The sequence below is a fragment of the Sideroxyarcus emersonii genome, assembly GCF_021654335.1.
GTDB classification, from domain to species: domain Bacteria; phylum Pseudomonadota; class Gammaproteobacteria; order Burkholderiales; family Gallionellaceae; genus Sideroxyarcus; species Sideroxyarcus emersonii.
Genome location: NZ_AP023423.1, coordinates 495368 through 521740, shown reverse-complemented (window position 1 = coordinate 521740; position 26373 = coordinate 495368). Strand labels below are relative to the sequence as shown.

24 protein-coding genes are annotated in these 26373 nt (G+C 59.2%); 21 read left to right on the top strand and 3 right to left on the bottom strand.

The features are described 5' to 3' along the window. Positions 1 to 24 precede the first annotated feature (24 nt). The 6 genes from L6418_RS02480 to L6418_RS02455 are packed head-to-tail and all read left to right on the top strand — an operon-like array spanning position 25 to position 8380. Positions 25 to 1917 (top strand): B12-binding domain-containing radical SAM protein, encoded by a 1893-nt coding sequence (locus L6418_RS02480; protein ID WP_237247901.1) that lies wholly within the window; start codon positions 25 to 27, stop codon positions 1915 to 1917. After that, the gene (locus L6418_RS02475) at positions 1914 to 3872 is read left to right on the top strand and encodes a glycosyltransferase (RefSeq protein ID WP_237247900.1); all 1959 of its coding nucleotides are present in this window, start codon (positions 1914 to 1916) and stop codon (positions 3870 to 3872) included. Before L6418_RS02480 ends, L6418_RS02475 begins: the two co-directional genes overlap by 4 nt. Continuing rightward, positions 3869 to 4720 carry an SDR family oxidoreductase gene (locus tag L6418_RS02470; protein ID WP_237247899.1) on the top strand — a complete coding sequence of 284 codons (852 nt, stop codon included), beginning with the start codon at positions 3869 to 3871 and terminating at the stop codon, positions 4718 to 4720. Before L6418_RS02475 ends, L6418_RS02470 begins: the two co-directional genes overlap by 4 nt. Next, a complete protein-coding gene (locus tag L6418_RS02465; RefSeq protein ID WP_237247898.1) occupies positions 4717 to 5070 on the top strand; it encodes a cupin domain-containing protein in 354 nt (117 codons plus the stop codon). The genes L6418_RS02470 and L6418_RS02465 overlap by 4 nt, the downstream gene beginning before the upstream one ends. A gap of 60 nt (positions 5071 to 5130) precedes the next feature. Then, on the top strand, positions 5131 to 6558 hold the full coding sequence (locus L6418_RS02460) for a putative sugar O-methyltransferase (RefSeq protein ID WP_237247897.1): 1428 nt from the start codon (positions 5131 to 5133) through the stop codon (positions 6556 to 6558). A 43-nt stretch (positions 6559 to 6601) separates the two neighbouring features. Further along, positions 6602 to 8380 carry a hypothetical protein gene (locus tag L6418_RS02455; protein WP_237247896.1) on the top strand — a complete coding sequence of 593 codons (1779 nt, stop codon included), beginning with the start codon at positions 6602 to 6604 and terminating at the stop codon, positions 8378 to 8380. Here L6418_RS02455 and L6418_RS02450 read toward each other — a convergent pair. Both L6418_RS02450 and fliE read right to left on the bottom strand, forming a co-directional pair. Next, positions 8377 to 12645: a tetratricopeptide repeat protein gene (locus L6418_RS02450; RefSeq protein ID WP_237247895.1), complete on the bottom strand. Its 4269-nt coding sequence runs from the start codon at positions 12643 to 12645 to the stop codon at positions 8377 to 8379. The two genes, L6418_RS02455 and L6418_RS02450, sit on opposite strands and share 4 nt — an antisense overlap. Positions 12646 to 12736: 91 nt before the next feature. Then, positions 12737 to 13063: a flagellar hook-basal body complex protein FliE gene (gene fliE, locus L6418_RS02445; RefSeq protein ID WP_237247894.1), complete on the bottom strand. Its 327-nt coding sequence runs from the start codon at positions 13061 to 13063 to the stop codon at positions 12737 to 12739. 163 nt (positions 13064 to 13226) lie between these two features. Here fliE and fliF point away from each other — a divergent pair, with 163 nt between their 5' ends. The 15 genes from fliF (at position 13227) to L6418_RS02370 (ending at position 25212) form a co-directional block, all read left to right on the top strand. Then, positions 13227 to 14867 (top strand): flagellar basal-body MS-ring/collar protein FliF, encoded by a 1641-nt coding sequence (gene fliF / locus L6418_RS02440; RefSeq protein WP_237247893.1) that lies wholly within the window; start codon positions 13227 to 13229, stop codon positions 14865 to 14867. Beyond that, positions 14860 to 15849 (top strand): flagellar motor switch protein FliG, encoded by a 990-nt coding sequence (gene fliG, locus L6418_RS02435; RefSeq protein WP_237247892.1) that lies wholly within the window; start codon positions 14860 to 14862, stop codon positions 15847 to 15849. Before fliF ends, fliG begins: the two co-directional genes overlap by 8 nt. Beyond that, positions 15842 to 16462, top strand: a complete 621-nt coding sequence (locus tag L6418_RS02430; protein WP_237247891.1) for a flagellar assembly protein FliH — start codon at positions 15842 to 15844, stop codon at positions 16460 to 16462. Before fliG ends, L6418_RS02430 begins: the two co-directional genes overlap by 8 nt. Before the next feature lie 94 nt (positions 16463 to 16556). After that, a complete protein-coding gene (fliI, locus tag L6418_RS02425) occupies positions 16557 to 17957 on the top strand; it encodes a flagellar protein export ATPase FliI (protein WP_237247890.1) in 1401 nt (466 codons plus the stop codon). A 9-nt stretch (positions 17958 to 17966) separates the two neighbouring features. Further along, positions 17967 to 18428: a flagellar export protein FliJ gene (gene fliJ, locus L6418_RS02420; protein WP_237247889.1), complete on the top strand. Its 462-nt coding sequence runs from the start codon at positions 17967 to 17969 to the stop codon at positions 18426 to 18428. Positions 18429 to 18445: 17 nt separating this feature from the next. After that, positions 18446 to 19597, top strand: coding sequence for a flagellar hook-length control protein FliK (locus tag L6418_RS02415; protein WP_237247888.1), 1152 nt, complete (start codon positions 18446 to 18448; stop codon positions 19595 to 19597). A 92-nt stretch (positions 19598 to 19689) separates the two neighbouring features. Continuing rightward, positions 19690 to 20322 (top strand): flagellar basal body-associated FliL family protein, encoded by a 633-nt coding sequence (locus L6418_RS02410; RefSeq protein WP_237247887.1) that lies wholly within the window; start codon positions 19690 to 19692, stop codon positions 20320 to 20322. Between the two features lie 15 nt (positions 20323 to 20337). Then, on the top strand, positions 20338 to 21339 hold the full coding sequence (fliM, locus tag L6418_RS02405) for a flagellar motor switch protein FliM (RefSeq protein ID WP_237247886.1): 1002 nt from the start codon (positions 20338 to 20340) through the stop codon (positions 21337 to 21339). Continuing rightward, positions 21332 to 21739, top strand: a complete 408-nt coding sequence (gene fliN, locus L6418_RS02400; RefSeq protein WP_237247885.1) for a flagellar motor switch protein FliN — start codon at positions 21332 to 21334, stop codon at positions 21737 to 21739. The genes fliM and fliN overlap by 8 nt, the downstream gene beginning before the upstream one ends. Positions 21740 to 21752: 13 nt before the next feature. Continuing rightward, positions 21753 to 22199 (top strand): flagellar biosynthetic protein FliO, encoded by a 447-nt coding sequence (gene fliO, locus L6418_RS02395; RefSeq protein WP_237247884.1) that lies wholly within the window; start codon positions 21753 to 21755, stop codon positions 22197 to 22199. Continuing rightward, on the top strand, positions 22189 to 22935 hold the full coding sequence (gene fliP / locus L6418_RS02390) for a flagellar type III secretion system pore protein FliP (RefSeq protein WP_237247883.1): 747 nt from the start codon (positions 22189 to 22191) through the stop codon (positions 22933 to 22935). The genes fliO and fliP overlap by 11 nt, the downstream gene beginning before the upstream one ends. Positions 22936 to 22945: 10 nt before the next feature. Continuing rightward, positions 22946 to 23215, top strand: a complete 270-nt coding sequence (gene fliQ, locus L6418_RS02385) for a flagellar biosynthesis protein FliQ (protein ID WP_237247882.1) — start codon at positions 22946 to 22948, stop codon at positions 23213 to 23215. A gap of 4 nt (positions 23216 to 23219) precedes the next feature. Continuing rightward, positions 23220 to 24008, top strand: coding sequence for a flagellar biosynthetic protein FliR (gene fliR / locus L6418_RS02380; protein WP_237247881.1), 789 nt, complete (start codon positions 23220 to 23222; stop codon positions 24006 to 24008). A 45-nt stretch (positions 24009 to 24053) separates the two neighbouring features. Further along, positions 24054 to 24554 (top strand): hypothetical protein, encoded by a 501-nt coding sequence (locus tag L6418_RS02375; protein ID WP_237247880.1) that lies wholly within the window; start codon positions 24054 to 24056, stop codon positions 24552 to 24554. Between the two features lie 61 nt (positions 24555 to 24615). Then, positions 24616 to 25212, top strand: a complete 597-nt coding sequence (locus tag L6418_RS02370; RefSeq protein WP_237247879.1) for a GNAT family N-acetyltransferase — start codon at positions 24616 to 24618, stop codon at positions 25210 to 25212. On the opposite strand, the gene L6418_RS02365 is transcribed toward L6418_RS02370, so the two are convergent. Next, complete coding sequence (locus L6418_RS02365; protein ID WP_237247878.1) at positions 25187 to 26365, bottom strand: class II fructose-bisphosphate aldolase; 1179 nt, start codon at positions 26363 to 26365, stop codon at positions 25187 to 25189. The two genes, L6418_RS02370 and L6418_RS02365, sit on opposite strands and share 26 nt — an antisense overlap. Positions 26366 to 26373: the final 8 nt, after the last annotated feature.

Below are 26373 nucleotides of genomic sequence, written 5' to 3'. Positions count from 1 at the left end.
CACATAATGTTGGAGAAGTTTTTTATGAAAGTATTGTTCACAAATCCTCCCTGGTACAAGGCCCCGACACCGACGCAACCCGGCTGGCGCGGCGTGCGCGCGGGTTCCCGCTGGCCTCATACCTTTGAAGTGCATTCTCACACCATCCGCGACGGACTGATAGCGGAACTGGTTGGGGGGTACCTTCCGTTTCCGGTCTGGCTGGCAACCGCGGCGGCTTTTGCCAAACGCGAAGGCTTCGATACCGTCATTCGCGATTCGCTTTCCATGGGGGAAACCTATGAAAGTTTTTACGCATATGTAAAACAATTCAGCCCTGATTTTGTGGTACTCGAAAGCTCCACACCTACGGTGCGCATTGATCTGGAAATCGCCGCGCGCATCCGTGCGCTGGTTCCGGAGGTCAAAATACTGTTCACCGGACTGCATGTCGAATTCGAGCAGGAGGATTTTCTGGAGCAGCATGCTGAAATCGATTTTCTGATTTACGGCGAATATGAAGTGCCGACGCTTCAGCTGCTGTGCGCGTTGCGCGACGGAGGCGATCTCAGCGAGATTTCCGCATTGATCTACCGCGCCGACGGCATGGTAAAAAAGAACAAGGACGAACCACCGGCGTCCAAGCAGAATGTGATCAAGATCCGCAAAAACCCTTTTGCCAAGCTGCCGGATCTTTCATCCTTCCCTTGGGCGGACCGCGAGGGATTGCCAAACCTCAATTACTTCGATGGCGTGTGCGGACTGGAACGCCCACAACTGCAATTGATGGCAACGCGCGGCTGCCCCTACGGCTGTATCTTTTGCGCCTGGCCGCAAATGCTGTTTCGCGGCCCGCGCTACCGCAAGCGCTCTGCGCAGGATGTGGTGGACGAAATCAAAGCCAACCTTGCGAAGGTGCCGTACAAGAGCATTTACATCGATGATGACACTTTCAACATCAGCAAAGAGTATGTGATCGAGCTGGCGGGCAAGCTGAAAGAAGCCGGCATTGGCGGAGTCATTCCTTGGTCGACCATGGGACGTGCCGACCTGATGGACAGGCCCACGCTGGAAGCACTGCGCGACGCCGGGTTGTTCAGCATCAAATATGGCGTTGAATCAGGCGACCAGGACATCATCGACGAAATCGACAAGCGCATGAATGTCGAAAAGAATGTCGCCATGATTCGCCTGACCAAGGAATTGGGTATCCGCGTACATTTGACTTTCACCTTCGGTTTGCCAAGCGACACCGCGGACACTATAGAGGAAACGATCAAGCTTGCCTGCTCCCTGCCGGCCGACACAGTACAGTTCTCGATCGCCACCCCCTTCCCGGGCACCGAGATGTATCGCATGTACGATGAAAAAGGCTGGATCGTTTCGAAAAACTGGGACGACTATAACGGCTCCACCGTGGCTGTTTCGCGCACTGAAAACTTCACCGCAGCGCAGCTCGAGAATTATGTAAAGGAAGCCTACCGCCGTTTTGACCAGGCGCAGGTCGAGCGCAGCTTCAATTCAGGCGATGCGATCAACAAGCTGCGCACGGCGGCAGCTTCTCTGAAAAAGGGTACGCCGGTAGTGGTCATGCAAACCTCGCGCGTACATCTGACGCGCTGGATTCTGGGTGCGCTGCAGGATTTCGGGCTGGACGTGCATCTGGTCACACCGCTGCGCTTCAAGGATGATTTCTCCGCGCTTCTGCCCAAGGACAAGATACATGCCTTTAGCGGCAACAGTCACTTCAACTACGCGCAGCAAAGCGACTGGGCGCGCCAGCTGAAAAACAGTCAGGGCTTCAAGGGAGCTTTCATTCCCTATACATTCGAGTCGCGCGATGGTTACGACGACGTGGAACGTTTGGCCGGAGAATTGGGCGGGTGCATCATTGCCGGGATCACGCAACGCGGCAATTTGTTTTCTTATACAGCATGAAGATATTGGCACTGGGCGCTCTCTGGGTACCGTACATCCGCGACAACTGGTTTGATGCCATCCGCCACGTACTTGGCGACGATGCAGTTTGCATCAATGCTGGCCCCTTGCTGGCAGGCAAAGAGAAACATGCGGGACAGCCGGAGGGATACCACTGCGCCTACATCTACGATCTGCTGCGTCGCGAAAAATTCGATTACCTGTTTTTCTATCACGACTGGATTTTCGGAGATTTCCCGGATGTGTTTTTCGAGAAGGTGCGTTTGGCCGGTATACGCACCGTTGCCTTTCATCCTGACGATGAACCGGAACACTGGTATACCCGCAACGCAGGCTACGACCATCATTTCGATGTGGTTGCCTCCCACTCCACTGCAGGCGTCGCACGCCGCCAGCAGAGCGGATGGGGAAATCGCGCCATGTATCTGCCTTGGGGATACAACCACAGAAGCTGTTACGCCATTCCCGATTCGCGGAAGCGCTACGACGTGGTATTCATCGGCAAGCACAAGGTCAACGATGCACTGGGGAAAGTGCATGTGGAGGACGGAGCGCAACGCGAACAGGTACTGGTGCGCCTGGCCGAAGCCTGCGCCAGTCGTGGCTGGACATTCCGCGTATTTGGCTTCGGCTGGGATCAGCACCCGCAGCTGAAGCACTATGCGGGAGGTGTACCATCGCAGGAAGAAATGGTGCGCATCTACAACGAAACCCGCGTGGTGTTCAATCCCGCCTGGTCTTCGGACGGCAATCCACTTGCCGTGCAAACCAAGCTGCGCCATTTCGAAGTGCCGGGTTGCGGCGCATTCCAGATCACGAACGAAAATCCCGAGCTCGCGCGGCTATTCGTTTCGGACGAGGAGATCGTGTTTTACAGCACTGACGACGACCTGCTGAAAAAAGTCGAACAGTATGTGAGTGACGACACGCGCCGCGAACAGATCGCCGCTGCCGGATACGCAAGAGCCTTGCGCGAACACACGCTAGACCACCGCGTGCAATCGCTGTTCCGGCATGTGGACTCCGTTTATCCAGCCCAAGCCCCTGTCCCTTCACAGCACATCCGGGTAAAAACACTGGAACTGAAGGACAAGGCAGCCTTGGCGGAGTTGCGCAGGCAGCTTGATCGGGATGAATCGCCGCTGGACAATGCCGACTGGGTACACATCGTCGCTGGCTCATTCCTTCAAGCGACAACCGACTATTCGGTGCTCGAACCGTTCTTTCGCAACACCCCCAACGAGATACTGGCTGTCGGCACTTATATCGACTTTGCAGGACTGGCCTCCAATCCGCTGCAACCCAAGCTCATTGAGAGCGGCAGCTGCGTTCTCGCGGGTGATATCAACGTTCTCGATTTCAATTTTCCTCTGCTGGAAGAACAAGGAGGTTGTTTCACCGGTTTCCGCCGCGAGGAATTTGCGCGGCTGCTCGTGAATTATCTGGCTCCGCGCCGGCGTGTGCACGACCTGCTGGACACCTTTAGCACGGGCACCCTTGAGGCTATCCACCAACTCAATGCTGTACCGACGGGCCGGATCGTGACCGAGATATTGCTGCAAGTTCCGAAGGGCAATCCGCACCGCATAGGCATGCGCAATGCAGAATATGTGCGGCGTCTGCAGGTACTTTTGCCGCGCTTCGCCGCCCAGCATTGGCGTGTCGTGATCTACGGCATTTCCGGCATGGGCGAGGTGGCGTTGGAGTTGGCTGAGAACACGCCCGGTCTTGAATTGCAGGCCATCGTCGACCGCTCGCTGAAGGTTTCAAGCTTCAACGGCACGCCGGTGGTCACTGCCGCACAGCTGACCGAGCTGCACCCGGACGTGGTCATCCTCACCGCTGGCGCTTCGGGCGCAAGCATCTATTCGAGCATCGCTCATCTTGAGGCTTCAACTTGCATTCTTCCCCTGTATGATTTGAACCACCCAGTTTGGAGCGTAGTTTACGGATGAAAATCTTACTCACGGGATCAACCGGTTATGTCGGCAAACTCATCAATGCCGGACTGGGACACCGCTGGGACATCACCGGTGCCAGCGCCCATGCCATCCCGGATGCAAGAAACTTCCAGTGCAATCTGGCGGATGCGGAACAGGTGCGGCAACTGAGCAAACAAATTTCACCCGATGTGATCATCCATGCGGCGGGCGACAAAAACCTTGCGCGTTGCGAAGCCAATCCTGCCGGAGCCTATCTGGCCAATGTGCAGACCACGATCAACCTCGCGCAGAGCTTTCCCGATACCCGCACGATTTACATTTCGAGCGACTATGTTTTTTCCGGCGATCGCGGGAGCTATCGCGAAGACGATGCGCTCGGCCCGGTGACGGTCTATGGGCGCACCAAGGCCTGTGCCGAACTGGCCGGTCTCACGCTGAATCCGCAGTTCTGCGTGTTGCGCCTGAGCGCCCTGTACGACGAGAAGGCTACGTTCCTGCGTTTCCTGCGTGAATCGCTGACACGCGGCGAGGCCGTCAATTGTTTCGAGGATGCGTTCTACTCCCCTACTTACTTTGGCGACTTCCTGATCGTATTGCAGCATCTCGTGGAAAATCCGGTACTAGGCAGGCGCATCTATCATGCCTGCGGACAACGAATCTCTCGTTATTTCTTCGCCAAGCTGTTTGCGCGCGCGGCCAACCTTGAATCTTCATTGATACAGCAAGGCAGCAGAATCACGGAAAACGCCCCGTTCATCTTTGCCGACATCTCTCTGGAAAATACCCTGACCTGCGAATCGCTGGATGTCTCTGTCGGCCGTCATCAGGAATACCTGAGCTTCCTCGGACTCACGCGATGAAAAAGATCACCCCCTACCAGACGCGCGAAGACAACCGGGGACGGTTGGTCGGCCTCATGAACGAGGGTACGTGGGAAGAGTTCAACTATCTGGAAACCAGGGCAGGACAGACGCGCGGCAATCATTACCACAAGCATACGGTGGAAGTGTTCTTCATCCTTGATGGCAAGATCGATGTCGATATCGTTCGGCCGGATGGAACGCAACTGCGCGACCACATTGCGGCCGGTGACATCGTGCTCATCGAGCCGGGCGAGATTCACACCTTTCACTGCCTGACCGCGACGCGCTGGATCAACGCCCTGTCGAAACGCTTTGAACCGGGGAATCCCGATCTGCATGCCGCATAAACAAACCGACATCAAACCGGACACAACACATCATCACCGAAATCAATTGAGAGAAAAAACATGAACATTCTCGTATTTGGAACTGGCGGATCGTCTATCGGAATCGAGCACGAATGCGTGCTGTACGGTTTTAACATCGTCGCGTTTCTGGACAATGACCCGGCCAAGTGGAATACGCAGCGCGACGGCAAAAGCATTCTCCCTCCCAAAGCGGCGACCGAGCTCAAGTACGACCGTGTCATCACCGCCACCATGCTGTACCACGACGAAATGCGCCAGCAATTGCTGGATCTGGGCATACCGGATGAAAAGATTTTTGCCACCCGCACGGGGGGGCGGCACTGGACCGAGGGCTGCCGCTTTCTGATTCACCGCCACCATACGGTGGATGCCGCCACATCAAAATTGCATACCGAAACCATTCACTTTGAAGTCGGCGCAAAAGCGCTGGACGATGTTCCCACGCCCATGGCCGATGACAAACATGCTGCACTGGTTGAGCGCTTGTGGGATGCCTTGCTGGCCGCCGAACGCGATGGCTCGTCCGCTGCGGAACCCTATCAGGTAGGCAGCAACTGGCGGGATTTTCTGCGTAACACGCGTCCCGAATATTTTGCCATGCGCCAGAGCGGCGACCTCGGCACGCTGGGCGAGTTGCTGAAGAATTTCTGCCGCAACAACATGAGTACCGGCATTCTGGGCGGGCGCGCCGCCTACAACGACTATGCCGCGCATCCCGATATGATCAGCGGCATCCGCCAGAATTTCAACGTGTGGGCCTACAGTATCGGCGATGCACCGGTGCGCGAGTTGGCCTCGCCGCCTATCGGCAATCCCTTCGGGCATTGGATAGAAGGCGTGATCGTTCACCCCAACACTTTCCTCAATCATTACCGCGGCCGCTTTGCCCAGAAGCTGCTGACCAACATCAAACGTCCCGTGATTGCCGAGATCGGCGGCGGCTACGGCGGCTTCGCCTACTATGCGCTGAAGTTCATTCCCGGCTGCTGCTACCTGAATTTCGACCTGCCGGAAAACCTGCTGATCTCATCGTACTATCTGTCTCTCGCTTACCCCGAACTGAAAATTCATCTGTACACCGGCAAGGAAGACATGCAGTCGCTGATCGGCGAATATGACATCATCCTCATGCCGCAGTATGTCCTGCCGCAGTTGCCGGATCGTTCGGTCGATTTGTTCATCAACACCATCAGCCTGTCTGAAATGAGTTACCCCACCATTTGCGAATATCTGAAACAGGTTGAGCGGACGACCGATGGCTACTTTTATCACGAGAACCTGATCGCCAACGGCACGGGCTATTTGTACTACCCCATCGACACCTTCCCGAAATTGAAGGGCTTTCAGGAACTCACACGCCAGCCTTCGCGCTGGCCGTATTTCTCGGCGTCCTCAATCCAGCATTGCCATATGGAGCAGTTGCTTGTACGCAGTGACCGCTGCATGGTTGGCACGCATACCAAATAGCAATTTGCGGAGTGCAAATAACAGCCACCCCCGAGAGAGCACCATGCCAGACATCAATATCCGTGTCGTCACCTTCGCCGCCAATCACCCGGCGTGCTACATATCGCTACGCTTTTTTATGGAGGCGTGGAAGCTCAACTCGGGGGCGCATTACGAAAAGACGCGCTTCACCATCATGCTGCCGGAGCAGCCTTCTGCCGAGTGCCTGAACGTTTGCAATGAACTCGCGGCGCACTACCCAGCAGACCTGCTGCAGGTATCGGCACAGGACAGCGCAGACTATCGCTACTACTGGCCCATGAATTTTCTGGATCACGAGTTCGCCGAAGACCTGCTGGTTTACTGCCCTCCGCACACGCTGGTGTCGGGCGATCTGTCGGCGCTGCTCGAACAATCTCATCTTGAACAAAAGATCGTTGCACCCGCTTTCATCCAGCACGCCACACTCGCACCGCGCCTGCAGTCCGCATTGCAAAAGGCAGAGAGTGAAAAATCGGATGATGTTTTGTCGATGTGGTTTGCCGTTTTCCCCAAATCGGTACGCCCGAAATTTTCAAACTGCTTCGCGGCAACCCTCGCGCAACTTGGTTTCCCCGAACGCAACCCGCCCACGTATCACGATGTCATGGGGCTGCTGGCCAGCGCGTTTACCTATTTACTCCGCGAAAAAAAACTGGACTACCGCATTGCCGACCCGGAAATTTTTCATGAGCTATGTGCCGAAGACGCGCACTCAACCAACGACTTTTCTCGGCAAACATTGTTTGCCATTACCGATGATGCAGCGGCCGACTTCACCTGGGATGGCGTATTCCACGGCATTGAGACCGTGCAAGCCTTTCTGGATGAAAGCAACGTATCGAGCGCCTGGCTCTACTACCAGCGAAATCTGCGCCGCATTCGAAACGTGCTGCAACTGACCCAGTTTTCCAAACGCGATCTGTTTCAATCCAAACGCAATCCCTATTACATCTTCGCCATGGATTACATTCAGCAATCGGCGGGCATTCGCGCTTTGCATTACCTGTGCCATGCATTGAATGAAAGCGGGCAGGAAGCTTATGTGACTTGCGAGGGGACGATCCCGCACCTGAGAACCAACGTATTAAACGAAAAAATCATGCTCCAGCATCATGAAACAGGGCGCGTACCCATCATGGTCTATCCGGAAATCGTTTCCGGCAATCCCTTCAACGCCCAAGTGGTTGCACGCTGGCTATTGAACAAACCCGGGCTGATCGGGGGGGACACGTCTTTTGACAAAAGCGAATTAATGTTTACTTTCGATCCGCTTTATCTCGCCAATGGCATGCAGGGGGAAACGCTGCACATCCCGACCAGCGATCTCTTCCTGTTCAACAACGAAAACAATCCCGACGACGATAAGCGCGAGTCGGTCTGCTTCTACGCTCACAAATACATCTTCAAAGGCGGGAAACTCACCCCGCACGTGGAAAACGCAATCAGCCTCGGCAAGGATCAAAAACTAAGCCATGCGGAAATTGCCTCAATCCTGCGCAAATCGAAACTGTTGTATGTATACGAACCGACTGCGCTCATTGAGGAAGCCCTGCTCTGCGGCTGCCCGGTTGCAGTCATTGTGACCGACTATTGGCGCAGCAACATGCCCGGTTTTTCTTATCCCTCGGATTACGGGATCGCGATGAGCGATTCGGCGGAAGCGCTCGCACTCGCCAAATCGACAGTGCACAACTATCGGAACATCTATGAATCGACTGTCTTGAAGAATGCCTGGAAACAAATCGATCACTTCATCGAACTAACGCAAAGAGCCGCCAGCAAAAAACGCGTCCCGCATTAAGGACGTTTACCTGAACTCCGCTCGCGCCACATGGCTTGGAGCGCCGCGGCGAAGTGAGTTGCAAAACGTTGGCCATCCATAATCGGCGACGACTCCATCTGCTGACGCAACCTGCTGCGCAACGCAGCCAATCCCTGCGGGTCTTTCGCATGCTCCTCTGCCTTTTCCACGTAGCCATCCTGCGTTCCGGCAATCCATTCCGGCAATCCGGCATTGGAGAGGAACCCTGCCCCCTGACGAAACAGGAAACTCTGCCCCGCCAATGTCAGCACCGGAACCCCCATCCACAGACTCTCAACCGTCGTCGTGCCTCCAGGATAAGGAAAGGGATCCAGCGCTATATCCACCCGATGATAGGCGGCAAAGTACTTCGCACGCGATTCGGCGCCTTCCAGTATCAATCGCCCCTGATCGATGCCATGTGCGGCAAATCGCTCCGCAGTCTTTTGCCGAACCGAGTCCTCGCCCAGTTGCTTTGATTTGAGAAACAATCGGCTGTCCGGCACGGTCGCCAGCACCCTCGACCACAGCGCAACGACATCATCGTTCATTTTGGCGAGATTATTGAAGCAACCGAAAGTGACATAGCCATTGCCGAGTGCAGGAAGCGGCGAGACATCCATCTCGATATCTGGTGGCGTAAAACACAATCGCGTTTCAGGTAGTCGCCATATCTTTTCGGTGAAATACCTCTCTTCCGTTTCCGGCAATGTATGTGGGTCGGCGATGAGATATTCGATCTCGGCGACCCCGGTAGTGGCAAAGTAGCCCAACCAGGACACTTGTACCGGTGCAGGTTTCCACGCGAAAACCGGCAGCCGGTTGTAACGCGAATGACCGGACAGGTCGATCAATATATGGATGCCATCGCCATGTATTAGGCGTGCGGCCGTTTCATCATTCATTCCATATAGCGGCTTCCATACATCAAAGTACGGCTTGATTCGCTCCGTCAAATCATCGACCCACGGGTCGGACGGGTAAGCTACCAACTCAAACGATGCCGGATCAAGATTTTTCAGCAGGCTCTCGAGAAAATATCCCACAGGATGGTTCCTGAAGTCTCCCGATACAAATCCGATGCGAAGTCGGGTGGAGGCCGATGCACATGACCATTCCTCAAAGGGTGATGTCACCCTGCCTGCGACCTTCCGGCCAAACCGGCAGGCTTCCTCAAAGGCAAATGAAGGAGCAACCTTGGGATTGTAGTTCAGCAGGAACAACAGGTTGCTGTGCGCTTTGTCGTAATCAGGCTTGAGTTCTACCGCCTGGCGATAGCTGGTTTCAGCCTCATCCAGCCGTCCCATATCCTGAAGCAGGTTGCCCAGGTTGTTGTGTATCTCGGCAAGTCGTGGCGCCAATGCCAAGGCCTGACGATAACTGGCCTCGGCCTCGTTCAAGCGCCCCAATTCCTTGAGCACGTTGCCCAGATTGCTGTGCACTTCTGCCTGCCCCGGTTTGATCTCCAGCGCCTGGCGCAGCGTCTTTTCAGCCTCATCCGGGCACCCCAGATCGTTAAGCACAGCCCCCAGATTGCACATGGCCTGGGCGAAAGACTTCCTGATCCGCAAAGCGTCACGGTAGCTTTCGGCAGCTTCGGCCAAACGCCCCATCGCCCTGAATGTGTTGCCCAGATTGTAATGCGCCTCGGAAAGGTTCGGATTGATCTGCAAAGCCCGGCGAAAACAGGTCAGCGCTTCATCAAGGCGCCCCATTTCCTGAAGCGCCGAACCCAGGTTGCAGTACGCATCTGCATACTCCGCATCGATCTGCAGCGCCTTTCTGAAGCTTGCCTCCGCCTCATTCAGCCTGCCCATATCCTGAAGCGCTATACCCAGATTGCTGTGCGCTTCTGGATCGTTCAGCGACAATGTTGCCGCCACTTGCAAAGGATCCACTGCCTCGGCATTCCGTCCCATCTGTTGCAGCACTGTCCCCAAAGCCTTCCAGCCAAACCCATAGTACGGGAAACGCTCCACCATCGTCCTGGCGAGAATTTCGGTTTCTGTAAATCGACCAGCCGCAAACGAAGCCATCAGCGCATTGATCTCTTGCGAACCTGGATCTGCTGGCTGTTGCGAACTGGACTTACCAGTTGATCGAACAAGCTCAGCCTTGAGCTCGCGCTGGGGAGTCTTGGGAACCGCAGATGAATTGCCCTGGGTTTGTTTGGTTGCAGGCAGTGGTACTTCAGATGCATGTTCAGCAGTCTGCGCATCAGCCTCCAAGCGCGCGGCCAGCATCTTCACTTCTTCTCCAGCCAGACCGTGCTCCTTGGCCAGTTCCAGCACCTGTTTGGCAGCTTCAACCAGTCCAGCAGAAAACAATGCATCAATGTAGCTCAACCAGTATTGCCGCCGTGCCGGGTCGGCCTCCAGCGCAGCCACAAAATGCAACAACCCATCGGCAGGCAGGTTCGACTGGACGGCCAGTACGCCAAGATTATGATTCGCCTCCGGATGGTCCGGAACAATCTTCAGTATCTCGCGATAAAGGCGCCCAGCCTCCTCCAATTTTCCTTCTTGATGAAAAGCAACAGCTTGCTGCAACAACTGATCCGGCGTCGGCGATATAACCTCGGCCTTTGGCTTCATCCAAAGGCCGATATGCCCCTTGATCGGCTTGCCATGTTCAGTGCGAATCTCGGTCGCCCTCATTTCTTTTACCAGCAACCCATTGGCAGATGCCAGCCGTTCCAGGTATTTGACTGACTGGCCATAACGGCCGGTGTTCTTCAGCTGGTAGTCCGGGCCATCGCCCTGAATATCACTGCCCGGCTGGACTTCGCAATCCTCGACAGAAAACGCAAACAATCCTCCCGGACGAAGCAATCTTTTGACTTCCGCGATCACGTCATCAAGCTTGCCCAGATAGATGAAAACATCGGCCGTCGCAATCACATCGAAACTGGATGCGGGTTCAGCTTGCATCATCGGCAGCAGGTCCGACAGTACCAGCCGCTGGTACAAATCTCTCGCCCGTGCCCGCTCCAGCATTCGCGAAGACAGGTCGACCCCCACCAGGCTTCTTGCAAACGGTGCGAATGCAGCCCCGACCAGGCCTGTTCCGCACCCCAGATCGAGAATGTCGCATTTTGCCTCTGGCGGTAAATGGCGCGAAATCAGCTGCGCCAGCTTTCCGGGGGCATCATAATGAAGTGCCTGCTGCAAATGGGTATCAAAACTGTCGGCGTAGCTGTCGAAAACGTCCTCGACATATCTGATGGGCGCGCGCTCGGTATTTTCCCCGGTCAAGGACGCGATCAAGTGCTGGTCCACGGCATTCCCGGGCATTAATCTGGCTCGCTCCTGAATGTGTGCCAATGCTTCCGGCAGGCGCCCCATGGACTGCAAGACAACGCCCAGATTACCGTGGGCCGCGGCAAAATCCGGTTTGATCTCCAGCGCCCGACGGTAGCTCTTCTCCGCCTCTTCCAGCCTCCCCAGAGTCTGCAGCGTAACGCCCAGATTCAGATGGGCATCGGCATTCTTCGGGTTGATCTGCAGTGCACGGTTTAAATTGGCCACGGCCTCATCCGTCCGTCCGAGATCCTGAAGATTGCCCCCCAGATTGCTGTATGCCTCGGCATCATGCGGCAGCAACTCGGCCGCCTTTTGCATGGGCGCCAGCGCCTCGGCGCTCTTTCCCTGTTGCTTGAAAGCCGCCCCCAACACCTTCCAGCCGAATCCGTACAGCGGGAATTGCTGCACCATTGCCTGCGCCAAGGTCGCCGCCTCGGCGCTTCGCCCTTGGGTAAAAAGCGCCATCAATGCGTCGATTTCTTCCTGAGCGGGGTTACCTTCGGTTTTCCCTGCAGGCTTTACAGCGGGTTTTTCGACAGGCATTGCCGCAGGCCGAGCTTGTCTTTGCAGTTCGGAGGGACCCGCCTGACAGCTCTCGTCGAGCGGCGTATCAGTTTCCAGAAGCGCAGCCAGCCTATCGACATCTTCGCCCTGCAGCCCGCTCTGCTTCGCAAGCGCCAGCACCTGCCGCGCCGTTTCCGGTTGACCGGCCTGGTGCAAGGCATCGATATAGCTCAACCAGTATTGGCCATGGGCCGGATCGGCCTCCAGCGCGGCGCCAAAGAACGGCAATGCCGCAACCGGCTGCTGCAGCTGTACGTACAGCGCGCCCAGATTGTGGTTGGCCTTGGGATGGTGCGAATCGCTCTGCAAAATGGCCCGATAGCATTTCTCGGCTTCTTGCAGTTCGCCTGCCTGATGGTGCGCAATAGCCTGTCGCAATGCCTGTCCTATCGCCTGCATCCCGATCCCCGGTGAAATTCCAAAGGTAATTGTACCTGCTGCGCTTCAAATACCCATATCCTGTCATCCTAACATCAGCGCACGCAGCCAATCACACCGGCATGTTCATGATGTCATTGTAGGCCGCAACCACTTTATTGCGAACCTGCACTGTCGTCTGGAACGAGATATTCGCCTTCTGCATGGCGATCATGGTATCGCTCAGGCTCACCTTGTCGTCGCCCAGCACAAAGGCTTTCTGCATGTCTTCTGCCTGGTGCTGGGCCTGATTGACACTGTCCAGGGAAGACTTCAACATATCGGCGAAGTTCGCGCCACCCGTCGCAGCAGGGGCCTGGAGCGGCTGGCCCTGGGCTGCGGCCATGGCTGACCTCATCTGGCTCAACAGGCTATCCACATTGGAAACATCCATGCTCATGATCCACCTCCTTCTTCGATGGAGGCACTGTACCCGCCCGCCCGGCCCGGCCAGCAGGGGAAAAGCGCCCGATTTCCCCCGCTTTTCGGCATACTGAACTTGTCTTGCGGGCAGATAATGCGCAGCGTGAGGGATTGCCCCTGGGTTCATCTGGAAGAAAAGCATGGCAGACACGGACATCAATACGAACGCTTCATTGACAAGGCTGCTCTTCGGCATGCCCAATCAGCAAAAGCTCGGCCTGATCGTGGCCGTCGCCGCCACCGTGGCGCTGCTGGCGGGGCTGTTCATGTGGGGACAGACCCCGGATTACCGGGTGCTTTACGCAAACATGTCCGAACGCGACGGCGGCGCCGTCATCGAATCGCTGCAACAACAGAACATCCCCTACAAGTTCACCGAGGGCGGCACCTTGATGGTCCCGGCCGATCGGGTGCATGAAGTGCGCCTGCAGATGGCGGCCAAAGGCCTGCCCAAAGGCGGCACGGTCGGTTTCGAACTGATGGAGAACCAGAAGTTCGGCACCAGCCAGTTCCTGGAACAGGTGAACTACCAGCGCGCGCTGGAAGGCGAGCTGGCACGTTCGGTCGAGACCATGGCCTCGGTCGCCAGCGCGCGTGTCCACCTGGCCATCCCGAAGCAGACCGTGTTCGTCAAGGAACAGCAGAAACCCAGCGCCTCGGTGGTGCTTTCGCTGCGTGCCGGCAGCTCGCTGGACGCCGGACAAGTCAGCGCAATCGTGCACCTGATCTCCAGCAGCGTCCCCAACATGCCAGCCCAGGCCGTCACCGTGGTCGACCAGAACGGCACGCTGCTGAGCCTGGCGCGCGACAGCAGCGCCGAACAATTGATGGATGCGACGCAGCTCAAATACGTGCGCCAGATCGAGCAGGATTACGTCAAGCGCATCGAGGATATCCTGATCCCCATCACCGGCACCCAGAATGTGCGCGCCCAGGTCACCGCCAGCCTCGATTTCGCCCAGACCGAGCAGACTGCGGAGACCTTCCGTCCCAACCAGCCGCCCAACCAGGCCGCTGTGCGCAGCCTGCAAACGCTGGAAACGCAGAACGGCACCAGCGGCACCGGCGGTATCCCGGGAGCGCTGACCAACCAGCCGCCCGTCCCGGCCACCGCTCCTATCGCGGCGCCGGCCAGCGCGGTATCCGCTGCAGCCAGCCTGGCCAGCAGTTCGCACAAGGAACTGACCACCAATTATGAAGTGGACCGCACCATCCAGCACACCAAGCTGCCGGTGGGCAGCATCAAGCGCCTGTCCATCGCCGTGGTGGTGAACAACCCCAGCACCACCGACAAGGATGGCAAAGTCACGTCCCGCCCCTACACCGATGCCGAGAAAGCGCAGATCACCGCCTTGATCAAGGACACCGTCGGCTTCGACGAACAGCGCGGCGACAGCCTGAACCTGCTCAACAGCGCCTTCAACGAGCAGCAGGAAGTGGTGCCGGAAACGCCGATCTGGAAACAGCCCGACACCATCGCGATGGCGAAAGACCTCTTCAAATACCTGCTGATCGCCGGCGGCATCGGTTTCCTGCTGTTCGGCATCATCAAGCCGGCCTTCAAGACCATCACCGAGCAGACCGCCGTCCAGGAACAAGCGATGCAGGCGATGGCTCAACACAGCCCGGTCCAGCATGCCGGCAGCGCCACCGGCGCATATGCCGCCCAGCAGTCGGCCAGTTCGTACGAAGACAACCTGCAGCTTGCCAAACAACTGGCAAAGGACGATCCCAAGATCGTCGCTACGGTGGTCAAGGAATGGGTGAACAAAGATGAGTGATGCCGGCATCAACAAGAGCGCCATCCTGCTCATGACGCTCGGCGCCGACGAGGCCGCCGACGTGATGAAATACCTGGAGCCCAAGGAAGTGCAGAAGATCAGTGCCGCCATGGTGGCGCTGAAGAACCTGTCGCGCGATGAGATCGCCAACGTGTTCGACGAGTTCCACGTCATCGCCGCCGAGAAAACCACCATCGGCATGGACTCGGACGAATACATACGCAACATGCTGACCAAGGCGCTGGGCGACGACAAGGCCGCCGGCCTGCTCGACCGCATCCTGCACAACAGCGATACCAGCGGCATCGAGAGCCTGAAATGGATGGACCCGGCTTCCGTCGCCGACCTGATCGCCAACGAACACCCGCAGATCATCGCCACCATCATGGTGCACCTGGAGCCGGACCAGGCTGCCAGCGTGATGGCGCTGATGACCGAGCGGACCCGCAACGACGTCATGCTGCGCATCGCCACGCTGGACAGCGTGCAGCCGACCGCGCTGCATGAACTGAACGACGTCCTGATCAAACTGCTCTCGGGCAACGCCGTCGGCAAGAAAAGCATCAAGGGCGGCGTCAAGACCGCCGCCGAGATCCTCAACTTCATGGGCAACCAGGATGCCGTACTGGATTCGGTGCGCAGCCATGACAGCGAACTGGCACAGAAGATGATGGACGAGATGTTCGTGTTCGAAGACCTGCTGAATGTGGACGATCGCGGCATCCAGCTGGTATTGCGCGAAGTGCAGTCCGAGTCGCTCATCGTCGCGCTCAAGGGCGCCAGCGAGGAGCTGCGCGAGAAGATCTTCAAGAACATGTCGCAACGTGCGGCCGAAATGCTGCGCGAAGACCTGGAAGCCAAGGGCCCGGTCAAGCTCAGCGAAGTGGAATCCGAACAGAAGGAGATCCTCAAGATCGTGCGCCGGCTGGCCGACGAAGGCCAGGTGGTGATCGGCGGCAAGGGGGAGGAAGCCTATGTCTGATGCCGTGGCACCGGAAAAACTTACTGCCTGGCAACGCTGGGAACTGCCCACGTTCGAGGCCAACCGCGTCATCCGGCCGGGCGAGGTGCAACTGCCGACCGCCTCGCAAATCGAAGACATGCAACGGCAGGCGCACGCAGAAGGATTCCAGGCAGGTCATGCGGAAGGCCGTGCAGAAGGGCTGCAGAAAGCCCTGCAGGAGAACCAGCGTCTGGCCGAACTGCTGGGAGCGCTGGAGCGCAATGTCGACGAACAGGTCGCACGCGAACTGCTCGACCTGTCCCTGGACATCGCCCGCCAGATGCTGCACCAGGCGCTCAAGGTCAACCCCGAACTGCTGCTGGGCGTGATCCGCGAAGCCATCGGCACGCTGCCACATTTCAGCCAGGGCGCGCACCTGGTGCTGCATCCGGACGATGCCGTCCTGGTGCGCGAGCGCATGGGCGAACAATTGACGCATTCCGGCTGGAAGATCTTCGAGGATGCCCGTATCGAGCGCGGCGGAGCCCGCGTCGAGACCGCCAACAGCCAGATCGACGCTTCGCTGGAGACGCGCTGGAAGCATGTCGTCGCCGCGCTGGGGAAAAATACGGAATGGCTGGTACAGGAATGAACAAGAACCTGGCCGCAGAGCACGCAGGGACTGCAGCGAATGCAGCGGCCGGCTCTGCCGTCTCGGGCATCTCTTTGGCAATAAAGGTTTTCCAATGAACCTTCATCAACAGAACTGGCAGAACGTGCTGCGCCTGAACCGCGACCTGGTCGCGCAGGCCAACCCGCTGCAGGTGAGCGGCCGCCTGACCAAAGTCACCGGACTGGTGATGGAAGCCGTCGGCCTGCGCATGGCGGTGGGCGGAACCTGCTGGATCGAGTTGCCCAACAACCGCATCGAGGCGGAAGTGGTCGGCTTCGCCGGCGACAGGCTGTTCCTGATGCCGGAAAACGATGTGCAGGGCCTGGTTCCCGGCGCTCGCGTCACGCCGGCGGAGCCACTGCGCACGCCTGCCGCGATCGGTACCCGCCAGCAGCCGCGGCGCCGCACCTCCGACCTGGCGCGCCACCTGCCGGTCGGGGAATGCCTGCTCGGGCGCGTGCTGGACGGCGCCGGCCGCCCGCTCGACCAGTACGGCCCGCTGCTGGAAAGCAAGAGCGCGCCGCTGCAAAGCCGCCCGATCAACCCGCTGGAACGCGCTGCGATCAAGGAGGCACTGGACGTCGGCGTGCGCGCCATCAACAGCCTGCTCACCGTCGGGCGCGGCCAGCGCATGGGCCTGTTCGCCGGCTCCGGCGTCGGCAAGAGCGTGCTGCTCGGCATGATGGCACGCTACACCAGCGCCGACGTGATCGTGGTCGGCCTGATCGGCGAACGCGGCCGCGAAGTGAAGGAGTTCATCACCGACATCCTGGGCAAGGAAGGCCTGAAGCGCTCCGTGGTGGTCGCTGCACCTGCCGACACCAGCCCGCTGATGCGGCTGCAGGGCGCGGCCTACGCCACCACCATCGCCGAATATTTCCGCGACCAGGGCAAGAACGTGCTGCTGATCATGGATTCGCTCACCCGCTACGCCATGGCACAACGCGAGATCGCGCTGGCCATCGGCGAGCCGCCCGCGACCAAAGGCTATCCGCCTTCCGTATTCGCCAAGCTGCCGCAACTGGTGGAACGCGCAGGCAACGGTGCCGAGGGAGGTGGCTCGATCACCGCGTTCTACACCGTACTGACCGAAGGCGACGACCAGCAGGATCCGATCGCCGACAGCGCGCGCGCCATCCTCGACGGGCACATCGTGCTGTCGCGCCGCCTGGCCGAACAGGGCCACTACCCGGCCATCGACATCGAGGCCTCGATCAGCCGCGCCATGAACCATCTGGTCAGCCCGCAGCATTTTTCGCAAGTGCAGCGCTTCAAGCACCTGTATGCGCACTACCAGCGCAACCACGACCTGATCAGCGTCGGCGCTTACGTGCAGGCCAGCGATCCGCTGCTGGACCAGGCCATCAAGCTGTACCCCTTCTTCGAACATTTCCTCAAACAGGGCATGTACGAGTCGGAGGTTTATACTGCCAGCATGGGCAAGTTCTCCAGCTTGTTCCCGAACGAAAGTTAATGGACGAACATGATCAAGCCGTTCTCACTGCAACCCCTGGTCCATCTGGCGCAACAGAAGAATGATGCCGCCACCAGGAAACTCGGGCAGCTCAACCAGCAGCACCAGTCTGCCCAGGAAAAGCTGGATGCGCTGCAGCAATATCGCAGGGATTACCAGCTGAAATTCCAGGAAGCCGCCAAGACCGGCATGGCACCGGACGACATGAAGAACTTCCAGGATTTCATCGGCCGCCTGGATCAGGCCATCCAGCAGCAGAAATCGGTGATCGAGAAGGCCCAGGCCGGCGTACAGAACGGGCGCAGCGAGCTGATGGACACGACACGCCGGATGAAATCCTTCGACACGCTGGCACAACGCCATGCCGAAGCGGAGAAGAAACAGGAAGCCAAAAGCGAGCAACGCTCGCAGGACGAACATACCGGACGTTTCGCCGCCTACCGCGCGGCTGAAAAAGACAGCAACGATTAATCACAGGAGTACATGCCATGACCAACCTGCCCATCACCCTCAGTGCACAACAACCCGCCGCCGCTTCCAAGCAGGCCGCGAATGCGTCCGATAACAACGGCGATGCACAGAATAGCCAGCCGTTCGGCGATGTGCTGGCGCGCCAGATCGGCACGCCGGCGACGAAAGATGCCAAGGCCGACGACAAGCTTCCGGTCGATGCACTGGCGCAACTCGGCACGGATTCCACCAGCATCAAGAAGGGGACTGCCGACAACAAGAAAGATGCCACGGACAACAAGAAGGCAGCCGCCCCTGCCACGGAGACGGCCTCCACGCTGCCGACCGACATGCTGGCCGCGCTGTTGCCGCAAGCCATGCAGACCGCAGCAAACACAAGCAATACGACCACCAAGTCTGCGGGTACGCCATCCGACCCGGCAGCCGCCATCGCGGCCGGCTCGTCGCAGGATAAACGCGCCGCCACGGCAGTCAAAACCGATATCGTTGCCGCTCCCCAGAAAAATGCCGCGCCGCAAACCGCCGGCGCCGCCCCCCAGGCCAAGGCATCTTCTTTTGCCGCAGCGCTGACGGAGTCGGTCAACCAGCCCAGCGAAAAGATGGTGGCGAATATCGCCACGCATGATGCGATTGCCGCACAAGCAGGCGCACAATCGAATGCGGCGGCGACCGCCGCTTTGCAAAACGCGGCAGCCAGCATCGCCGCCCCCCTCGTTCAGCCGATGCAGGCCACGGTCAACACCCCCGTCGGACAAGGCAAGTGGGGCGACGAATTCAGCCAGAAGGTCACCTGGATAGCCTCTTCCGGCAAAGACCAGACCGCCGAACTGCATCTCAACCCTCCCCAGCTGGGACCGGTCGATGTGGTGATCAAGGTCAGCGGCGACCAGGCCACCGCATTGTTCACCTCGCCCCATGCCGCGGTGCGCGACGTGATCGAACAGGCGCTGCCCAGGCTGCGCGACATGCTGGCCGACAACGGCATCATGCTGGGCAATGCCACCGTCAGCGATCAGGCCGCGCGCGACCAGAGCCAATCGCAATCCGGCATGCAGCGCGCATCCGCTTCGAACGACAACGACATCCGTCCGGCATCGCTGGCTGCCAATAGTGCCGCCCGGGTATCCCAAATCTCGCGTCATAACGGTATAGTGGACACATTCGCCTGACAGCCGAATTAGGGTCGGTTTCCAGCCTTATTCCCCGGATGGTCGGCGATAGATCAACACGATAATGCCAACCAACTAAAAGGAATTGCGAGATGTCCAAACCTACCGCCAAATCCGCTGCTCCGGCCGCCAAAGAAGAAACCCCGGTCGCGGCGCCGCCAAAAAGCAAGAAGATGCTGATCATCGGCATCGTCGTGCTGCTGGCAGCCATCGCTGGCGGCGCGGCCTGGTTCTTCACCAGGGGACACGCTCCGGCAGAGGGGCATGCCGAAGCTGCGAAGGAAGAGACTCCGCATGCCGCAAAGTTCGTCCCGCTGGGAGAAAACTTCACCGTCAACCTGCAGCGCGAAGAAGGCGACCAGTACCTGCAGGCCGGCATCACGCTGAAAGTACTGCAGCCGGAACTGGAAGAAAAGATCAAGGCCATGATGCCGGAGATCCGCAGCAAATTGCTGTTCCTGCTCTCCAGCAAGAAGCCTTCCGAATTGCAGACAGTGGAGGGCAAGAAGAAACTGATCGCCGAAATCATCGCCGAAACCGATACGGTACTCGGCGTGGCCGCACCGGCCGCCAGCATGCCGGCGCATGAAGCCGCGCACGACAGCGCCGCTTCGGGCGCGGCCTCCGCGCCGGTTGCCGCTTCGCAGGTGGCCCCCGCTCCGGTGGTCGCCCCCAAAACCACGGGCGTAGTGGATGTGCTGTTCACTTCGTTCATCATCCAGTGAAGATGAGTTGATGCCATGAGCAAGGAATTCCTCTCCCAGGACGAAGTCGACTCGCTGTTGCGAGGCGTCACGGGCGAAGCCGAAGAAACCCAGTCGGATACGCCCGAGGGAGGTGTGCGTCCTTACAACATGGCGACGCAGGAGCGCATCGTGCGTGGGCGCATGCCCACCATGGAGATCATCAACGAGCGCTTCGCACGATTGTTCCGCATCTCGCTGTACAACTTCATCCATCGCAGTTCCGAGATATCGATCGGTCCGGTGCGGGTGATGAAGTTCTCCGAATTCATCCGCAACCTGCCGGTCCCCGCCAACCTCAACCTGGTGCAGGTCAGACCGCTGCGCGGCAACGCCCTGTTCATCTTCGATCCGAACCTGGTCTTCATGGTGGTGGACAGCCTGTTCGGCGGCGACGGACGCTTCCATACGCGTGTCGAAGGCCGCGAGTTCACCCAGACCGAACACCGCATCATCCAGAAATTGCTCGATGTGGTGTTCCAGAGTTACGGAAAATCCTGGGAGACCGTGCAGAAGCTGGACTTCGAATTCGTCCGCTCGGAAGTGAACCCGCAATTCGCCAATATCGCCACGCCGAACGAAGTGGTGGTGGTGACGACCTTCGAGGTGGAATTCACCGGCGTCGGCGGTTCCATCCATATCTGCATGCCTTACGCGATGATCGAGCCGATCCGCGAACTGCTGTACAGCACCATGCAGGGCGATCACGTCATCGCCGACAAGCGCTGGCTGCACATGCTGTCCAAGCAGATCCAGCTGGCCGAGGTCGAGCTCACTGCCGTGCTCGGCCACGCCATGACCAATGTGGAGCACGTACTGAAGATGCGCGCCGGCGATGTCATCCCGCTGGAAGTCGCCGACACTGTCCAGGTGCTGGTCGATACCGTGCCGGTGATGGAATGCAAATATGGCGTGTCGAACGGGCAATACGCGCTGAAAGTCGAGAAGATGCTGGCGGCGGAACAGGTCGAATCACTGAATGGAGGAAAAAATGGCTGAAGAAACCACAGAACAGATCAGTGCGGACGATTGGGGTGCCGCCATGGCGGAGCAGAACAGCGCCGACGCCGCCGCACAACCCGCAGTCCAGCCGCATGTGTTCGAACAGTTCGGCGGCGCCGGCGGAGCGACCGCGCACAACGACCTGGACATGATCCTCGACATCCCGGTCAAGCTCACCGTGGAACTCGGACACACCAAGATGCCGATCAAGAACCTGCTGCAACTGGCGCAAGGCTCGGTGGTCGAGCTGGCCGGCATGGCCGGAGAACCGCTGGATGTGCTGATCAACGGTTTCCTGATCGCGCAGGGCGAAGTGGTGGTGGTGAACGACAAGCTGGGCATCCGCCTCACCGACATCATCACGCCGTCGGAGCGATTGCAGCGCCTCAACAAGTAGCAAGGTATCCATCATGCACATTCGTTTCCTTGCTGCCCTGGTCGCAGCAACCTTCTCCCCGCTCGCCTTGGCCGTCGATGCCGTCCATCCGGCCTATGTGCCACCCCCCGCAGCGGCCGTTTCGCCCGGCAGCGTGCTGCAGGTCATCCTGAGCCTGCTGCTGGTGCTGGCGGCGGTCGTGCTGGTCGGCTGGCTGCTCAAGCGCATCAACCTGCCGCAGCAAGGCGCGGGCAATGCGCTCAAGGTCGTCAGCGGCGTCGCCGTCGGACAGCGCGAACGCATTGTGCTGGTGGAAGTGAACGACACCTGGCTGGTCGTCGGCGTCGCCCCCGGACAGGTGAATGCATTGCACACGATGGCCAAAGGCACCCTGCCCTCCGCAACCAACACAGCGACAGCCGACGACAGCAAGTTCCAGGTCTGGCTGAAGCAGATGATGGAGAAGCGCAATGTCCGTTAGAAGGTTTTTGCTCGCTGCATTCATGTTTGCGGTGAGCACCTCGGCATTCGCGGCCGAATCCGGCCTGCTGGCGTTCAACAGCACGCCAGCACCCGGCGGCGGACAGACCTATACGTTCAGCCTGCAGACGCTGATCCTGGTCTCGTCGCTGGCTTTCCTGCCCGCCATCCTGCTGATGATGACCGGCTTCACCCGCATCATCATCGTGCTGGGCCTGCTGCGTTCCGCCATCGGTACCCCATCGTCGCCGCCGAACCAGGTACTGATCGGGCTGGCGCTGTTCCTCACCTTCTTCGTCATGGCACCGGTGTTCGACAAGATCTATACCGAGGCCTACCTGCCCTACAGCGAGAACAAGATTTCGCTGCAGCAGGCCTATGAGAAAGGCAGCGTGCCGCTCAAGGCCTTCATGTTGCGGCAGACGCGCGAAGCCGACCTCGCCCTGTTCGTGCGCATCTCCCACAGCGAACCGCTGGAGAGTCCGGAAACCGTCCCGATGCAGATCCTGGTACCGGCCTATGTCATCAGCGAACTGAAAACTGCCTTCCAGATCGGCTTTGTGGTGTTCATCCCCTTCCTCATCATCGACATGGTGGTGGCCAGCGTGCTGATGTCGATGGGTATGATGATGGTATCGCCCGCCGTCTTTTCGCTGCCGTTCAAGATCATGCTGTTCGTGCTGGCGGATGGCTGGAACCTGCTGATCGGCTCGCTGGTGCAGAGCTTCTATACGTGAGGACGATCCCATGACCCCCGAATCGGTAATGACCCTGGGACAGCAGGCGATGGAACTGACGATCATGGTGTCGGCACCGTTGCTGCTCACCGCCCTGATCGTCGGCCTGCTGGTCAGCATCTTCCAGGCGGCAACGCAGATCAACGAGATGACGTTGTCGTTCATCCCCAAGCTGCTCGCCTCATTCGCCATGCTGATCATCTCCGGTCCATGGATGATCGGCCTCCTGCTCGACTACATCACGCGGCTGTTCAACAGCATCCCGTACATGGTCGGGTGATGCCGTGATCAGTTTTACCAGCGCGCAGCTCTCCGCCTGGCTTGCCGCCTTGATCTTCCCGCTGGCCCGCATCCTCGCGCTGATCGCCAGTGCGCCGATCTACGGCATCAAGGAAGTCCCGGCGCGCATCAAGGTCGGGCTTGCCCTGGCGATCACCTTGGTCATCGCCCCCACCCTCGACATCCCGGCCGGCCTCGATCCAGCTTCGGCACAAGGCCTGCTGGTCCTGCTGCAGCAGATGGTCGCCGGACTCGTCATCGGGCTGTCCATGCAACTCATCTTCTCCGCCGTGGAAATGGCAGGCGATATCGCCGGACTGCAGATGGGCCTGGGCTTCGCCAGCTTCTACGATCCGCAGAATGCCACCTTCACCCCGGTTGTCGCGCAGTTTCTCGGCATCATCGCCACGCTGGTGTTCCTGGCTGCCGATGGCCATCTTTACATGCTGTCCGCCCTGGCCGACAGCTTCCAGGATTTCCCGATCGGCGCGAGCGTACCCGCCGCGCACGCCTTCCGTACCATGGCCGAGTGGGGCGGCTCGCTGTTCAGCCACGCGCTGCAATTCTCCCTGCCGATGATCGGCGTGCTCCTCATCACCAATCTGGCACTGGCCATCCTGACCCGCAGCGCGCCCCAGCTCAACATCTTCGCGGTCGGCTTCCCCATCACCATCACCGTCGGCTTCGTGACGCTGCTGCTCACACTCCCCTACCTCAGTCCGCTGATGGAATACTTCACCCATGTCGGGCTGGATAATGCATCGCGTATCATGCGCGAACTCGGTTCGCATTAGCGCGACACGACATCCCGTCCCGCCACCTGAATTGCGGAGTTCGACATGAGCCACCTCCTCATCGCTGTGTTCCTTGCAACCATCGCACTATCCGGTGTCGCGCATGCCGCGGAGCCTGCGGCAGCTGCCACCGAACAGCCTGCACGAGCCGACGCCAGCTACGTGCCGGGCATGGGCGAGATCATGGCCGCGACGCAGATGCGCCATGCCAAGCTATGGTTCGCCGGACAAGCTGGCAACTGGCCGCTGGCGAGCTATGAACTCGACGAGATCGAAGAAGGGCTGGCCGACGCGGTCAAGTACCATCCGGTCTTCAAGCAGGACGCACCGGTTGCGGCGATGCTGGACAAATACACCTCCCTGCCGCTGGACGAACTCCGCCACGCCATTGCGGCGAAGGATGCCTCGAAATTCAGGGCGTCCTTTCATCGCCTGACGAATGCATGCAACGGCTGCCATGAGGCAGCCGGCCAGGGTTTCATCGTGATCAAACGGCCAGCCGCGACGCAATTCGGCAACCAGCGCTTCGCCCCCGGTGGCAGATAGCCCCCGATGCCACAATCGGTATGCATGGACGATGTTCCCCCACAACGGCACGATGATAAAAATGGATCAAACCATGGAGATACGCCGCGCTGCCGAAGCCGACTATCCCGGCATCTGCGCTTTGGCCGGCAGCTACTACCGGGAGAACCCCACGCCTGCGGATCGACAGCAGGGTTTCCTGTCGGCCCGGTTCGGCCTGCAACAGATCGCCGACATGGCGAACAGCCTGGGCATCGTCATCGCCAGCGATGCCGGACAGGTGGCTGGATTCGTATGCGCATCGCGTTGCGACTGGACCGGCCAGCCGGACATTGTCAGGCACATGGTCGACAATCTGCCGCGATACCGCTTCCACGAGCGCGCAGTCGACGAGAACAGGGTTTTCGTTTACGGCCCGGTGTGCATCGATGTCGCCTACCGGGGGCGCAGCATATTGCGCAACATGTACCGGCACCTGCACCGCGAGATGGATGGCCGGTATGCTGCGGGCGTGGCTTTCGTGGCCAACGACAATGAAGCATCGCTGCGCGCGCACATCGACGGCCTGGGGATGTCAAGAATCGGCGAATTCCGGTATCAGGAGCGCTCCTGCCAGGTCCTGGCTTTCGATATCGAGCCTGCAGAGATAGCTGCTATATCTCGGCAAACTCCAGCGTGACCCAGTCGGACGCCACGGCAAGGAAGACCTTGCGGGCAAAGTTCTGCTGCGCCGGGTGGTTCTGGTAGACCTCCAGCGCAGCCGGGCTGGCCAAGGTGATTAGCCAGCAGTGATGGTATTTCCCGTCCCGCTGCAGCGTCCGTCCGATGCGGATGTTGCGCACCCCGGGAATCGCCCGCATCGTCTCCTTGCCTTCGCGCATGAGCGCGGCGGCATCGCTGTCGGACACTCCGTTGCCCGCAGCGTAAAGCACGACGTGCTCCACCTCCTGCCACGGACGGCATTGCGCCAGCACCTCCGCCGCCCGTCCGCCGCACCCCCAGATGCGAAAGCAGCGCTCGACCTCTTCGCGTACCGCATCGCGCACGCCGGCCTGCAAGGCGTTGTAACCGCCGCTCTTGTCGGCGGCGGCATTCTCGCGGATACGCCGGCCGGCCGCATCGGCAAGACCGGTGTAGTAGTTGATCTTCGACACGCCATGCGAAATCAGCCGCCTGAACTGCTCGTCCGTCAGGCCGGTACCGCCATGGATGACCAGCGGCACGTCGACCGTCTCGTGGATCTTCGACAGCCGGGCATAATCGAGCTTGGGCGAGCCCTTCATATGGCCGTGCACCGTGCCGATCGAGATGGCCAGGCAATCCACGCCGGTGCGCTCGACGAACGCCTTAGCCTCGACCGCCGACGTATAGGCAAGCTCGCCCGGATGCTCCTCGGCGCTCTCCCCCTCCACACCCGGCACATAGCCCAGCTCGCCCTCGACCGCCACGCCGCAGGCATGTGCCATGGCGACGATGTCGCGGGTCTGCTGCAAATTCTCAGAGAAGTGCAGTGCGGAAGTGTCCACCATCACCGCGTTGCAGCCAGCCGCGATGGCGTGTTCGGCTTTCGCCCGACTGCTGCCATGGTCGAAATTGATCGCCACCGGCACTGCAGCCCGGCGCGCCGCCGCCACCACGGTCGGCACGAACAGGTCGAAGTCATGGGTCTCGAAATGCGACTCGATCAGGTTCAGGATCAATGGCGCACGGCTGTTCTCCGCAGCCTGCATCACTCCTTCCAGGAAATCCTGGTTGTGCACGCCGAACGCCCCCACCGCGTAATTGTGGCGGTGCGCATGATTGACCATATCTGCCAGGTGGACGAGCGGCATGGCGGTTC

What these genes read in the sequence shown, in the direction of transcription:
- L6418_RS02460 (WP_237247897.1), top strand. Translation starts at nt 5,131, where the DNA reads ATGAACATTCTCGTATTTGGAACTGGCGGATCGTCTATCGGAATCGAG.
- L6418_RS02365 (WP_237247878.1), bottom strand. Translation starts at nt 26,365, where the DNA reads ATGCCGCTCGTCCACCTGGCAGATATGGTCAATCATGCGCACCGCCAC.
- fliQ (WP_237247882.1), top strand. Translation starts at nt 22,946, where the DNA reads ATGACCCCCGAATCGGTAATGACCCTGGGACAGCAGGCGATGGAACTG.
- fliE (WP_237247894.1), bottom strand. Translation starts at nt 13,063, where the DNA reads ATGAGCATGGATGTTTCCAATGTGGATAGCCTGTTGAGCCAGATGAGG.
- fliG (WP_237247892.1), top strand. Translation starts at nt 14,860, where the DNA reads ATGAGTGATGCCGGCATCAACAAGAGCGCCATCCTGCTCATGACGCTC.
- L6418_RS02455 (WP_237247896.1), top strand. Translation starts at nt 6,602, where the DNA reads ATGCCAGACATCAATATCCGTGTCGTCACCTTCGCCGCCAATCACCCG.
- L6418_RS02465 (WP_237247898.1), top strand. Translation starts at nt 4,717, where the DNA reads ATGAAAAAGATCACCCCCTACCAGACGCGCGAAGACAACCGGGGACGG.
- L6418_RS02375 (WP_237247880.1), top strand. Translation starts at nt 24,054, where the DNA reads ATGAGCCACCTCCTCATCGCTGTGTTCCTTGCAACCATCGCACTATCC.
- fliO (WP_237247884.1), top strand. Translation starts at nt 21,753, where the DNA reads ATGCACATTCGTTTCCTTGCTGCCCTGGTCGCAGCAACCTTCTCCCCG.
- L6418_RS02450 (WP_237247895.1), bottom strand. Translation starts at nt 12,645, where the DNA reads ATGCAGGCGATAGGACAGGCATTGCGACAGGCTATTGCGCACCATCAG.
- fliN (WP_237247885.1), top strand. Translation starts at nt 21,332, where the DNA reads ATGGCTGAAGAAACCACAGAACAGATCAGTGCGGACGATTGGGGTGCC.
- fliM (WP_237247886.1), top strand. Translation starts at nt 20,338, where the DNA reads ATGAGCAAGGAATTCCTCTCCCAGGACGAAGTCGACTCGCTGTTGCGA.
- fliP (WP_237247883.1), top strand. Translation starts at nt 22,189, where the DNA reads ATGTCCGTTAGAAGGTTTTTGCTCGCTGCATTCATGTTTGCGGTGAGC.
- L6418_RS02370 (WP_237247879.1), top strand. Translation starts at nt 24,616, where the DNA reads ATGGATCAAACCATGGAGATACGCCGCGCTGCCGAAGCCGACTATCCC.
- L6418_RS02470 (WP_237247899.1), top strand. Translation starts at nt 3,869, where the DNA reads ATGAAAATCTTACTCACGGGATCAACCGGTTATGTCGGCAAACTCATC.
- fliJ (WP_237247889.1), top strand. Translation starts at nt 17,967, where the DNA reads ATGATCAAGCCGTTCTCACTGCAACCCCTGGTCCATCTGGCGCAACAG.
- L6418_RS02410 (WP_237247887.1), top strand. Translation starts at nt 19,690, where the DNA reads ATGTCCAAACCTACCGCCAAATCCGCTGCTCCGGCCGCCAAAGAAGAA.
- fliI (WP_237247890.1), top strand. Translation starts at nt 16,557, where the DNA reads ATGAACCTTCATCAACAGAACTGGCAGAACGTGCTGCGCCTGAACCGC.
- L6418_RS02480 (WP_237247901.1), top strand. Translation starts at nt 25, where the DNA reads ATGAAAGTATTGTTCACAAATCCTCCCTGGTACAAGGCCCCGACACCG.
- L6418_RS02415 (WP_237247888.1), top strand. Translation starts at nt 18,446, where the DNA reads ATGACCAACCTGCCCATCACCCTCAGTGCACAACAACCCGCCGCCGCT.
- L6418_RS02430 (WP_237247891.1), top strand. Translation starts at nt 15,842, where the DNA reads ATGTCTGATGCCGTGGCACCGGAAAAACTTACTGCCTGGCAACGCTGG.
- L6418_RS02475 (WP_237247900.1), top strand. Translation starts at nt 1,914, where the DNA reads ATGAAGATATTGGCACTGGGCGCTCTCTGGGTACCGTACATCCGCGAC.
- fliF (WP_237247893.1), top strand. Translation starts at nt 13,227, where the DNA reads ATGGCAGACACGGACATCAATACGAACGCTTCATTGACAAGGCTGCTC.